This window comes from Streptomyces liangshanensis (assembly GCF_011694815.1).
Classification (GTDB): domain Bacteria; phylum Actinomycetota; class Actinomycetes; order Streptomycetales; family Streptomycetaceae; genus Streptomyces; species Streptomyces liangshanensis.
In genome coordinates this window covers 611,758-624,504 of the sequence record NZ_CP050177.1, presented here as the reverse complement: position 1 = coordinate 624,504, position 12,747 = coordinate 611,758, and the positions used below count along the sequence as shown (strand labels likewise).

The 12,747-nt window shown below is 72.8% G+C and carries 8 protein-coding genes; 1 reads left to right on the top strand and 7 read right to left on the bottom strand.

What is annotated here, in order from left to right; all coding sequences use genetic code 11:
• Window positions 1-6 precede the first annotated feature (6 nt).
• The 7 genes from HA039_RS02675 to HA039_RS02645 all read right to left on the bottom strand — a co-directional run bounded on the left by HA039_RS02675 (window position 7) and on the right by HA039_RS02645 (window position 12,049).
• Entirely contained in the window at window positions 7-1,947 is a 1,941-nt protein-coding gene (locus HA039_RS02675) for an acetolactate synthase large subunit (RefSeq protein ID WP_167023157.1), read from the bottom strand.
• Window positions 1,948-2,077: 130 nt separating this feature from the next.
• Window positions 2,078-2,854 (bottom strand): 4'-phosphopantetheinyl transferase family protein, encoded by a 777-nt coding sequence (locus HA039_RS02670; RefSeq protein ID WP_243869067.1) that lies wholly within the window; start codon window positions 2,852-2,854, stop codon window positions 2,078-2,080.
• A 91-nt stretch (window positions 2,855-2,945) separates the two neighbouring features.
• Window positions 2,946-4,238, bottom strand: a complete 1,293-nt coding sequence (locus HA039_RS02665; protein WP_167023154.1) for an MFS transporter — start codon at window positions 4,236-4,238, stop codon at window positions 2,946-2,948.
• Window positions 4,235-7,063, bottom strand: a complete 2,829-nt coding sequence (locus HA039_RS02660) for a lyase family protein (protein WP_167023150.1) — start codon at window positions 7,061-7,063, stop codon at window positions 4,235-4,237. Before HA039_RS02660 ends, HA039_RS02665 begins: the two co-directional genes overlap by 4 nt.
• Window positions 7,060-8,154, bottom strand: a complete 1,095-nt coding sequence (locus HA039_RS02655; RefSeq protein ID WP_243869064.1) for a PLP-dependent cysteine synthase family protein — start codon at window positions 8,152-8,154, stop codon at window positions 7,060-7,062. Before HA039_RS02655 ends, HA039_RS02660 begins: the two co-directional genes overlap by 4 nt.
• Before the next feature lies 1 nt (window position 8,155).
• The gene (locus HA039_RS02650; RefSeq protein ID WP_243869063.1) at window positions 8,156-9,001 is read right to left on the bottom strand and encodes a GHMP family kinase ATP-binding protein; all 846 of its coding nucleotides are present in this window, start codon (window positions 8,999-9,001) and stop codon (window positions 8,156-8,158) included.
• Between the two features lie 219 nt (window positions 9,002-9,220).
• Complete coding sequence (locus tag HA039_RS02645; protein WP_167023144.1) at window positions 9,221-12,049, bottom strand: AfsR/SARP family transcriptional regulator; 2,829 nt, start codon at window positions 12,047-12,049, stop codon at window positions 9,221-9,223.
• Window positions 12,050-12,193: 144 nt separating this feature from the next.
• Between HA039_RS02645 and HA039_RS02640 the strand changes: the two genes are divergently transcribed.
• Window positions 12,194-12,634, top strand: a complete 441-nt coding sequence (locus HA039_RS02640; RefSeq protein WP_167023141.1) for a hypothetical protein — start codon at window positions 12,194-12,196, stop codon at window positions 12,632-12,634.
• The last annotated feature ends 113 nt before the right edge of the window (window positions 12,635-12,747 follow it).

Sequence of the window (12,747 nt, the reverse complement as noted above, 5' to 3'; positions counted from 1 at the left end):
GTCCTCTCAGTCGTCCGCGGAGTCGCCGAAGTCGGGGCGGACGCCACGGGCGGCCATGATGTCGTCGTTGGAGGTGCCGGCGGCGACCATCGGCCACACCATCGCGTCCTCGTGGACGATGAAGTCCACGACGACCGGGCGGTCGTTGATCGAGTTGGCCTTGTCGATGACCGCGTCCAGCTCGTCGGGGTTCTCGCAGCGCAGGCCCACACAGCCCATCGCCTCGGAGAGCCGGACGAAGTCCGGGACGCGGGTGCCGCGGTGGGGGGCGGAGCCGACGCCGACGGTCGAACCGGTGGCCGCGCCGGTGGCGCCGTCGTGCAGCACGGTGTTGGAGAAGCGGGCGCCGTAGAACAGGTTCTGCCACTGGCGGACCATCCCGAGCGCGCCGTTGTTGATGATCGCGACCTTGATGGGGATGTCGTTCAGGGCGCAGGTGGTGAGTTCCTGGTTGGTCATCTGGAAGCAGCCGTCGCCGTCGATCGCCCAGACGGTACGGTCGGGCCGGCCCGCCTTCGCGCCCATCGCGGCGGGCACCGCGTACCCCATGGTCCCGGCGCCCCCGGAGTTGAACCAGGTGCCCGGCTCCTCGTGCGGGAGGAACTGCGCCGCCCACATCTGGTGCTGGCCCACCCCGGAGGCGAACAGCGTCCCCTCGGGGGCGAGTTGGCCGACGCGCTCGATGACCTGCTGCGGCAGGAGCAGTCCGGGGTCGGCGGGCCGGTCGTAGCCGCGGCGGTAGGTGGTACGCCAGCGGTCCAGGTCCCCCCACCAGGCGGTGTAGTCACCGTGGTTGCCCTCCTCGTGCTCCGCGCGCACGGCGGCGACCAGCCCGGTGAGCACCTCGCGGGCGTCGCCGACGATCGGGACGTCCGCGGCGCGGTTCTTGCCGATCTCGGCCGGGTCGATGTCGGCGTGGACGATCGTGGCGTACGGGGCGAAGCTGTCCAGCTTGCCGGTGACCCGGTCGTCGAAGCGGGTGCCCAGCGCGACGATCAGGTCGGCCTTCTGGAGGGCCGCGACCGCCGCGACGTCCCCGTGCATCCCGGGCATGCCCACGTGCTGCGGGTGGCTGCCGGGGAACGCCCCGAGCGCCATCAGCGTGGTGACCACGGGCGCCCCGGTCAGCTCGGCGAGGAGGCGCAGCTCGGCCGTGGCCCGTGCCTTGAGGACGCCGCCGCCGACGTACAGGACCGGGCGCCGCGACGTGCTCAGCAGGCGGGCGGCCTCCCTGAGCTGCCCCGGGTGCGGTTTGGTGACGGGGCGGTAGCCGGGGAGGTCGAGGACGGGGGGCCAGCTGAAGGTGGTACGGGCCTGGAGGGCGTCCTTGGCGATGTCGACCAGGACGGGCCCCGGGCGGCCGGTGGACGCGATGTGGAAGGCCTCCGCGATGGTCCGCGGGATGTCCTCGGCCTTGGTCACCAGGAAGTTGTGCTTGGTGATCGGCATGGTGATGCCGACGATGTCCGCCTCCTGGAAGGCGTCCGTCCCGATCGCCGCGCTCGCCACCTGCCCGGTGATCGCGACCAGCGGCACCGAATCCATGTGCGCGTCCGCGATCGGCGTCACCAGATTCGTCGCCCCCGGACCCGACGTCGCCATGCACACCCCGACCTTGCCGGTCGCCTGGGCGTACCCGGTGGCCGCGTGACCCGCCCCCTGCTCATGGCGGACCAGCACATGACGCACCCGCGTCGAATCCATCATCGGGTCATAGGCGGGGAGGATCGCACCGCCCGGGATACCGAACACCGTGTCGGCTCCCACTTCCTCCAGCGAGCGGATGAGGGACTGCGCACCGGTCACCTCCTCGACGGAGACGGCGGCGGAGACGGAGACGGCGGCAGTGGTCGCGGTGGCGGGCTGGGCGGTGGCGGGCTGGGCGGTGGTACGGACCCGCACGGGCGGGCGGAGGGCCGCGGGGGCCTGCTGCACGGTGTGTGGCATGGTCGGTTCCCAAAGTCCGTAGGGGTGGTGGCGTTCCGGTGATCGGGGGCCGCGCGAGGACGGCCCGGTGGTGTGTGCCCACCGCCGTGCGAGCACCGGAACGGTGCACCCGGCGGACCGTGCGCGGGGGTCAGGGCGGCTTTCCCACCGCCAGCGGGGCGTCCCAGGTGTGCCGTACGACATCGAGGACGGAGAGCCTGTTGACCGTGGGACCGCCGACGTCGAGCGGGCCGCGCACCGCGATCGCCGCCGCGTAGCCCCGGTCCACCGGGACGTCGAGCAGGGTCCAGCCGGACGGCGGGTACGGGCCCCGCGGGCCTCCCGAGCCGACGTAGTCGAGGGCGGGGTCGCGGCCCAGGCCCGTACCGAGGCCCTTCAGGTAGGCCTCCTTGCGGGTCCACAGCCTGGCCATCGCCCGGGGCCGTGACGCCGGCGCCAGCGCGGCCAGTTCGGCCTGCTCGTCCACGTGCAGCATCGTGGCCAGCTCGGCGGTGGTGTCCTGGTCCGACACCAGTTCGACGTCGACGCCGATGGGGGCGGCCGCCGTACCGACGAGGGCCAGGTCACCCCGGTGGGACAGGGAGAAGAACAGCTCGTGGTCCGTGCCGAGCACCGTCGGGCGGCCGTGCGGACCGCCGCAGCACGGGCAGGTGTCCCGGCCGAAGTGGATGTCCTCGGGGCGCAGGCCCAGGTAGGAGCCGAGCAGCCGGCGGAGGGCGACGTGCGCGGCCGTGAACCGGTTGCGGTCCGCGGCGCGCATCAGGGAGGCGGCGCGCCGGCGCTCGGTCGCGTCGAGCACCTGTTCGTCCAGGATGCCGGTGGGGACGTCCGAGACCCTCAGCAGCCAGAGGGCCGGCGAGCCGGGGGGTGGCAGCTCACGGACGACCCACGGCAGGGTGTGTTCCACGGGGTCTCTCCTGTTCGTACCGAGGGGACGGGCGGGCCGGGTCTCACGCCGACGGGCAGGCCGGATCTCACGCCGACGGGCGGATCGCGTCTCATGCCGGCCCCGGCGCGGCCGGCAGGTCCCGCCGTCCGCGCATCGGGCCGATCAGGAGCAGCAGCGGGGTCAGGGCGAGCCCGGCGCCCAGCAGCCACAGCGTGGGCCGCAGGCCGAGGGCGGTGCCGAGAATCCCGCCCAACAGCGAACCGAAGGGAATGGCGCCGAAGTTGGCCACCGAGATGCTGGCCGAGACCCGGCCGAGCAGCTGCGGCGGACAGTACCGCTGACGGAACGCCCCCTGGATCACGTTGGCGAGCACCACGCCCAACGCGAGCATCGCGCTCCCCGCGACCAGAGCGACCAGCGTCCAGTCCGGCCCGGCCAGCGGGATGAGCAGGGCGAACGGGGCGCTGGCGGCGGTGGCCACCAGCAGGCCGCGGGCCGTGCCGAACCGGGCGGTCAGGTGCTTGGCCGTGGTGGCCCCGAGGATCCCGCCGACACTGCCCGACGCGAGGAGCCAGCCGGTCGCGCCCTCGGGCACCCCGAGCTCACGGATGATGAAGATCGGCAGGATCGCCGCATGGGCCGTCAGGAGCAGGTTGGTGGCGGTGCCGTACGCGGTGAGGACACGCAGGTACGGGTCCTTCAGCGCGTACTGGAGGCCTTCCTTGATGTCCTGGCGCAGCGCCGGGCGTTCCTTCGGCCGCTCCGGGACCGGTTCCCTGCTTCGGATCGCGAGCAGGCATAGGGCCGAGACGAGGAACGTCCCCGCGTTCACGAGCAGCCCGGAGGCCGCGCCGAACGCCTGCGCCAGCAGGCCGCCGCCGCCGAGCCCCGCGACCTGGGCGACCGACTCGCTGCCCTGGAGCTTGGCGTTGGCCTCCTGGAGATCCTCGCGGTCGACGATGGACGGCACGTACACCTTGTACGAGATCCCGAAGAACACCGCCGCGAAGCCGTTCAGCAGCGCCACCACCAGCAGGTGCGGCATCGTCAGGACGCCGAGCCACGCGGCCACCGGGACGCTCGCCAGGAGCAGCAGCGGCGCCAGGTTGCACAGGAGCATGATGGGCCGCCGCCGCATCCGGTCCACCCAGGCGCCGGCCGGCAGGCCGATCAGCAGCCAGGGCAGCCAGGGGGCGGCGGCCAGCACACTCACCGCGAACGTGCTCGCGTTCAGTGTCACCACCGCGACCAGGGGCATGGCGACCGCGGTGATGTTGATGCCGACGCGGTTGGTCGTCTCGCCGAACCACAACAGCCGGAAGTCGCGGTGGCCGAGCAGCCCGCCGCGCGGCGGGCGCGGCCGCTCCCCGCCGGGGAGGCGCTCCTCCAGTTGGGCGGTCATGACGTCACCGCCTTGAGCACGGCCTGCGAGAGCAGGGTCGCGGCATCCGACCAACGGGTCCGACGGGCCGTCAACTCCGCTCGCAGAGAGGCGAGGTGTGCGTCGATCTCCTGGATTCCGGCGGCCGTGGAGCCCGGCCCGCCGCCGTGCACGCACGCCCCGGCGACCCGGTCGGGCGCCAGCCCGCCGTCCCCGACGGCGGAGAACTCCGCGGCGTCCACCAGGGACCGCCCCGAGTCCAGGGCGCCGAGGACCGTCTCGCCCACCAGGTGGTGCGCGGCCCGGAACGGCATCCCGTCCAGGACGAGCCGCTCCGCCAGGTACGTCGCCGACGTGAAGCCGTCCACGGCCCGCTCCGCCATCCGCCCGCGCTCCGGTTCCGTACCCGCCACCACCAGACTCAGCAGGGTCACCGCGTCGGTCGCGCCGCTCAGCCCCGGCCACAGGTGACGTACCGCCTCCGTACCCACCGCGATCGCGTTGGTGTAACCGCCGGTGGTCATCGCGGACGCCGCCGACACGAAGGCGCCGAGGCTCGCGGTGGACCTGCCCTGGATGTGTTCGAGCAGGAACGGGTTGCGCTTCTGCGGCATCATCGAGCTGGAGCCGACCAGGGTGTCGGCCACCCGCAGCAGCCCGAACTCCTCCGACGTCCAGGTGCTCAGGTCCCGCCCGGCCCTCGCCAGCGTCACCCCGAGCACCGCGGACGCCGACAGCAGGTCCAGGACGAAGTCCCGGGAGGCCACCGCGTCCACCGAGTTGGGCGCCGCCGACGTGAAGCCGAGGAGTCCGGCCGTACGCCGGGGGTCGATCGGGACGGACGTCCCGCCGATCGCGCCCGCGCCCAGCGGGTTGACGTCGAGCTGGCGGCCCGCGTCGAGCAGCGCCTCGTACGCGCGCAGGACGGCCCCGGCGACACCCGCCAGATAGTGCCCGTAGCTGATCGGGACGGCCGGCTGCCCGTGCGTGTACGCGGGCATGACCACGTCCTGGTACTCCGCCGCCTTCGCCAGGAGCACCCCGGCCAGCCGCTCGACTGCGTCCAGCAGCGCCAGGTACGGCCCGCGTGTCTTCAGCCGGGTCGTGGTGGCGTTGAGGTCGTTGCGCGAGCGGCCCGTGTGCAGGATGCCGCCCGTCCCGTCGCCCAACTGCTCGATGAGACGGCCCTCGTACGCCAGGTACACCCCGCGCGGCATGGGCGCCGCCCGCACCGCCGCGAAGTCCTGGCCGCGCAGCTCCTCGATGGCGCGCAGCAGCGCCGCGGCCCGGCCGGCGTCCACGATCCCGCACTCGGTGAGCATGATCAGGTGGGCCCGGTCGACCTCGCTGATGCAGCGCAGCTCCTCGCCGAGACCGTCACCCGCCGCGCCGGGGAGGTACTGGTCGTAGACGATACGGTGCGCCTCGGCGTCCAGCGCGGCCTTGAGCCGCCCGGTGTCCACGCCCCGGGCCTCGTTCGCCGCCGGGTCGCCCGTGGTGCTCATCCGGTCGCCTCCGTCGTGCTGATCGGTCGACGACGCGGCCTCGCCCTGCGGTTCCGGGTACGACACGGCTCCGCCCAGCAGGGCCACGGCCCGGTCCGCGGCCTCCGCGGCCAGCCCCCCGTGGTCGGCGACGGCGATGACGTGCCCGAACCGCCCCCGGAAGTCCTCGGCGGGGCCCACCCGTTCCCCCGCGGCGCGGTACAGCACCGCCTCCACGGTGTCCGGCACCGCCCGGGCCCGCTCCACGGCGTCCGCCACGACGGCGGCGGGCGCGAGGACACCGTCGCGCCCCGACGTCAGGAACCGGATCGAGGCACGGGCGTACCCGCCCCGCCCCAGCTCCGGTACGCCCCCGAGCGCCGCCTGCACCTGGGCGAGCACCAGGTCGATCCCGCAGGCCCCGCGCACCAGTTCGGGGATCATGCCCCCGGCCAGCCGGGGGTTGACCTCGATGACCCGCACCGCCCCGGAGTCCGTCCCGGTCAGCCGCAGCTCCACATGGGCCGCCCCCCAGCCGAGGCCGAGGGCCTCGACGGCGGCCACCGCCGCCTCGCGCAGGGCCCGGTCCCGGTCGCCCGGCAGCGGGGCCGGCACGTCATGGCCGACCTCCACGAACACCGGCAGCGGGCCGACGTGCTTGGCGACCGTCACGACCGCCTCCGTACCGAACACCTCGACGGAGAACTCCGGGCCCGTCAGGTACTCCTCCACCAGGATCCGGGCCGGGACGGCGACTCCCCGCTCGTTCACGGTGGCCGCCAGCAGCGTCCCGGCGTGCGCGGCGACCTCGTCCAGGTCCGCGCACAGCCGCACGCCCAGACTCCCCGACCCCTGCACCGGTTTGACCACCACGGGCAGCCCGATCGCCCGGGCCGCCTCCACCGCGCCCGTAACCCCCGTAACCCCCGTAACCCCCGACTCCTGCGAGACCCCCGACTCCTGCGAGACCACGGCGAAGCCAGGACCCCCCACCCCGGCGGCGGCCAGGACCCGGCGCTGCTCGGCCTTGTCGCGGCAGGCCCGGACGGCCTCCGCCGACGGACCCGGCAGCCCGAGCCGGGCGGCCAGCGCGGCGGCCGTGGGCACGTAGTACTCCGAACTCGTCAGGACCCCGGCCACCCGGTCCTCACCGGCCAGCGCCTCGACGGCCGCCCACAGCGCGCCCTCGTCCGAGGTGTCCACCGTGACCGTACGCACCCGGTCCTCGGCGGCGTACGGGTAACGCCCCGGGTCCGCGCACAGCAGCACCGGCACCACCCCGAGGTCGGCGGCGCGCCGCGCGAACAGCCGCCCCGTACCGGTCGTGTTGCTCTCCACCAGGAGCAGCAGGCGCTCGCTCATGAGCCGACCGCCGGCATCACCACGTCGTCGAAGCCCCGGCGCGCCCACAGCAGCCGCGACCAGGCGGCGGTGGCGTCCAGGGGGTGTTCGACGGTGATCGGGCCGCCGGCCGCGGGGGCCGGGACGATGCCCTGCTCGCGCAGCCACGCGGGGTTGTAGACCGTGGACTGGTAGCGGTAGCCCTCGTCCGGCAGCACCATCACCACCGTGCTCTCCGGATGGCGCTCCGCCCACCACGACGCGACCTGGAACGACGCGCCGCTGGTCGGGCCCATGAACAGGCCGTGTGCCCGGTAGAGCTCGTGCGTCGCGTGGAACGCCTCGGGAGCCGTCACCCAGTGCACCTCGTCGTACGCGCGGTGGGAGACGTTCCCCGGGTGGATGCTGCTGCCGAGGCCGCGCAGGGTGCGCGGGCCGTCCGGGTTGCCGAAGATGATGCTGCCGTGCGTGTCGACGCCCACCAGGTGCAGCGCGGGGTCGGCGGGACGCAGCGCGGCGGCGAGCCCGCCCGTGGAGCCGCCCGAACCGACCGGGCCCACCAGGCAGTCCACGGAACCGACGGTGTCACCGATGAGGTCGGCGACCACGCCGTACGCACCCGGGTTGTCCGGGTTGTCGTACTGACCCGGGACGAAGGCGTCCGGGTGCTGACGGCGCAGCTCCTCCACGCGGGCGAGCCGCGCGCCCTGGATGCCGCCGGGCTGGCCGGTGTGCTCGACGATCTCCACCGTCGTCCCGAGCATCTCCAGCCGGGTCCGCAGGTCCCGGTCGATCGCCGAGTCGCCGACGATGGTCAGCGGGTAGCCGCGCAGCCGGCAGACCATGGCCAGGCCCAGCGCGAACGTGCCCGAGGACGTCTCGATGACCGGGGTGCCGGGCGAGATGATCCCCGCCGCCTCGGCACGGTCGAGGATGTAGCGGGCGGGCAGCAGCTTCATCAGGGTGAAGGCCGCCGCGTACAGGTTGTCGGTCACCTTGATGATGCGGGGCAGCTCGGTGGCCTCGACGATCGAGGAGTGAGCGCGTGTCAGGGGGGCGGGAGCCGCCGCGGGAGCGGTGGGGGTCGTCGTCGTGAGCGTGGTCGTCGTCATGTCAGTCACCCGTTGTGTAGTTCCACTGCTCGTGGATTCCGAGCTCTTGCAGGAGGCGCTGTGCCAGACCGGTCCGCTCCTCGACCTCGGGGTCGTCCCGGTCGAAGAGCAGCCCCGCGATGTCGCCGCTGTGCGCCGCCTGCACCCCGAGCGCCCCGGAGGCCCGTGCGACGTTCCGGATCAGGTCCAGCTTGGGGATGGGCAGATGACGCTGGTTGATCTCCGTACTGGCCGTCGCCACCGACCCGAGCAGGGCGACGTCCTTCATCTGGATCGCCTCCCGGAGCATCGCCTGGAGCCGGGTGAACAGGCCGATCTCGTCCTGGTCGTACCGGGCCGGCGTGAACGCCAGCGTGTCCACGCCCCGGCCGCCGTTCTCCGGCCGGGCCCCGAAGCCGAGGACCCGCAGTTCCGGCATCCGGTAGCCGAAGTCCTCGATCACCGTGCCCTCGCGCTGCGCGAAGAGCACGGTCGACTCCTCGAACATCAAGGAGTCCGACGCGGTCTCCGCGCGTACCGCGATCCGGGCCACGTCCTGCGGCGGCAGCGGACTGGTGAACGCGTCCTTGACGGCCCAGATGGCCGCGAGGACATCGCTCGTCGACGAGCCGAACCCCCGGCACAGCGGCACGTCCCCGGTCAGTTCCAGATGACCGCCCACCGGCCCGGCGTCCGCCGGGGTGACGGCCCGCACGGCGAGTTCGGCCGCGCGCCGCGCCTTGCCCTTCCACTCCGGCGTGACGGTGACCTCGGCGCCGGGGGCGGGGATGAAGGTCGCGCGGGTCGCGTGGATGGTGCAGGGCAGAGTGACCAGACCGCGGGTGAGCCCACCGTCACCGGTGAACACACCTTGCAGGATCTCGCCATGATGGACGGGGGCCGAAGCTACCCCGACACGCCAGTCGGAATGATCCACCATTTCCTTGACTTTCTGTTGCCGGTGAAGCCGTGACCTGCGGATGACTTCACGCTATGCAGGCCGGAACCCGCCGCCCGGCACAAGGAGCGGCAGCCCGAGGGCAATTGGCCGCACCACCCCCGCGGGCGCGTGCGGAGGCACCCGCGGTCACCGTGCGGTGGTGTCGTCCCTGCCCAGTGCGTCGAGCAGCGCGCGGGCCCGTTCCTGGCGCGACGGGTGGGCCTCGATGTCCCGGTAGATGTCCAGAGCCTGCTCCAGGGTTCTTCTGGCGGTGTCCCGTTCGCCCATGGCCCGGTGTGTCTCTCCGAGGTGTACGAGAGTCTCGGCCTCGTTGGAGCGGTGTCCCAGGACGCGGTGGAGCGCCAGGCCGCGCCGGTGGCACGTGAGGGCCAAGGAGTGCTCTCCGAGCTGCTGGTGGGCGTGCCCGAGGGTGTCCAGGGTGTCGGACTGTCCTCGCAGGTCGCCGAGCTCCTCCTGGATGGTCATGGCCTGTTCGCAGTGGGCCACGGCCTGTCGGTGGTCGCCCTGCTGCAGGTGGTCCCACGCCACCGCGTTCAGCGCGCGTGCCAGGCCGGCCGGGTGGCCGAGTTGTCGGAACAGGCGAAGCGCCTGGTTGTCGTGGCGCAAGGCCGCCGCCCGGTCGCCCGTGTGTTCGTGGAGCCAGCCGAGGGCCAGGCGGGTGTGGGCCTCGGACAGTGCCTGACCAGCGTCCTCGGCCAAGGACAGAGCCCGGGTCAGGTGCTCCTGGGCCGAGTCGTGATCGCCTGCCTCGATGCGTTCCCAGGCGAGTGCGCGGAGGGACTCGGCCCGGGCGGCCGTGTCACCGAGCCGGGCCGCGGCCGTCAGCGCTGTGGTGTGGACGCGGGCGACGTCGCTCCACTGTCCGCGCCGGGTCAGGAAGGTCGACAGGGACCAGGCCAGTTGCCAGGCGTGGACGTCGTGCCCGTGCCGCGCGGCCTCGTTCACCGCCGTGACGAGTGCGGGGTGTTCCCGCGCGAACCAGGCCATCGCCTGCTCGTGGGTGGCCAGAGCCTCCGGGCGCACACCGTCGGCCGCCCGCGACAGGCCGATGGGGTCCCGATGCGGGTGCAGGAGCCGGTCGGCAGACCAGGCGGTGTGCAAGTAGTGATCGAGAACCCGGATACGCGTGGCCCGGCCCTCCGCGCCGCCTGCGGAGCTGACGACCTCGACGGCGTAGGTACGCAGCAGGTCGTGGCAGCTGAACCGGCCGGGGGAGTGCTCCTGGATGAGGTGGGAGGCCCGGAGCCGTTCCAGCGCGGTATGCGTGCGCGCGGGAGCGAGCCCGGTGAGGCTGGTCGCGGCGGGCCGGCCGATGTCGGGGCCGGGGGCCTGTACGAGCTGGCGGAAAACCTGGGCGGCCTCCGGGGCGAGGGCGCGGTACGACGAGGAGATGACGGTGCGTACGTCGGTGGCGCTCTCCCCCGTTCCCAGGGCATCGAGGCGGGTGCTGCTCTCGCGCAGCTCCTCGGTCAGGGCGGTCAGGGTGCAGACCGGGTTGGTGGTGACGCGTGCGGCCAGGACGCTCAGCGCGAGGGGAAGACCGGCGCACTGGTCCACCAGGGCGGTGGCGGCGGCGGGTTCCGCGGCGACGCGTTCGGCGCCCAGTCGGCCGGCCAGTAACTGCCGTGCCGTGGTGGGGTCGAAGCCGTTGACCGTCAGGTGGGCGACCTGGTGCGAGGCGGTCAGTCCGGTGAGCTGGTCGCGGCTGGTGATCAGGACGGTGCAGGTGGGCGTGCCCGGCAACAGCGGCAGGATCTGCTCGGTGTTCGAGGTGTTGTCCAGGACCACGAGCATGTGGCGGTCCGTCAGGAGGCTGCGGTACAGGGCCGCCTGGGCGTTGGGGGTGACCGGTATGAGCCCGGGAGCGACGCCGAGGGCCTCGAGGAATCCGCGAATCACCGTGAAAGGGTCCACGGGTTCTCCTGAGGGGGTGAACCCCCTCAGGTCCGCGAAGAGTTGGCCATCGGGAAAGTACTCGTTGCGGCCGTGGGCCCAGTGCAGCGCGAGCGAGGTCTTCCCGATTCCGCCGGTGCCGCAGATCACGGCCAGCGGCATGGTGGTCCGCAGGTTCGTCCTGGTGGTGAGCGCCTTGTCCAGGACGGCGAGTTCGGCGTCGCGGCCGATGAAGTGGGCCGGCGGAGCCGGCAGCTGCCGGGGCGATGGCGACCTGGTCGTCGTTTCCGCGGGACGACTCCGCGGAGGCGCCGCCCGGGGAAGGGCCAGTGCGGGGTCGTCGGCCAGGATCCGCTGGTGAAGATCGCGCAGCGGCCTTCCCGGGTCGGCCCCCAGCTCATACGCCAGTCGCCGGCGGATGGCCTGATAGCAGTTGAGGGCGTCGGCGGTACGCCCGGCCCGGTACAGGGCGAGCATGATCTGGGCGGTCAGTCGCTCGTCCAGCGGGTGGGCGTCGGCAAGTGTCGTGAGCCCGGGCAGCAGCTCGCCGTGCTGTCCGGCACGTAATCGGATGTCGACGTAGTGCGCGTCCGCCGAGAATCGCTCGCGTTCCAGAGCTTGCCGCAGGTCGTTGAACCACGGGGTGTCCACGCCGGTGAACGGCTCGCCCCGCCACAGTTCGAGCGCCTCCCGCATCAGAGGCGCCGCCTGCGCGTCGTCGGCCGTACGGGCCCGGCCGACCAGGTCCCGGAACAGGTGAAGATCCACGGACAGCGGATCCGCTTCCAGTACGTAGCCCCCAGGACGCCGGGAGATGGTCACTTCCGGGGCGTCCACCAGGCCCCCGCGCAGCCGGGACAGGTATCCGTACAGGGTTCCCTTGACCCGTTGCGGCGCGTGATCCCCCCACACCCGCCCGATCAGCGCGTCCACGGCGACTTCCCGGTTGACGTCCAGGAGCAGCACGGCCAGCACGCGGCGCTGCCGCATGTGCCCCATGTCCGCCGAACGGCCGTCCAGACGCGCCTCGATCGTTCCGAGCAGTCCGAACTCCATTGCCATTCCCTGCCCCCTTCCCCCCTCGCTCACGTTAGCCACCGGGCGCCCTTGCTCACCAGGGGATTCAAGGTCGGTCCAAGGTATGCCCCCAGCCAGGCGGCCAGGGTTGCACCACCGGTGGGAACACCAAAGAAAAAGGGGATGAACATGCGCAGGATACGCACGACGGTATCGGCTCTCGCGATGTCGTTGCTGGCGGTGACCCTCACCGTCGGCGGAGCCAACGCCAGCACCGACTCGGGTGGAACGCAGGAGGTCCGTTCCGGCGTGGAACGGATCGACCTCGGCAATGGTGTGACCATGCTGCGCGGGGTGAAGTCGCAGGCGCAGCTGGCGGCGTCCTGTGCTTCCGGACAGTTCTGCGGCTACAGCTCCCAGGCCGGGTACGGACTCTCCTGGGGCTGCGGCAGCACGGGCATCTCGTGGTCCGGGGGCGGCTGGTGGTACAACAATCTGACCGGCACCAGGAAGAAGGTGGCGATGTTCGGCAGCGGCGGCAACCGGATCTACACCACACCGAACGCCCCCTCCCAGGACACCACCGCCAACTGGACTCCCGTCTACAGCCTGCTGGTCTGCGTGGCCTGAGACTCGCCTACGACATGAACGTGCGCAACAGGGCTTCGCCCCGCCGGATCTCGTCCGGCGGGGCGAAGCGCTGCGGGCCGGGGGGCCGTCCGGTGATCCGCGGGACAGCCGGC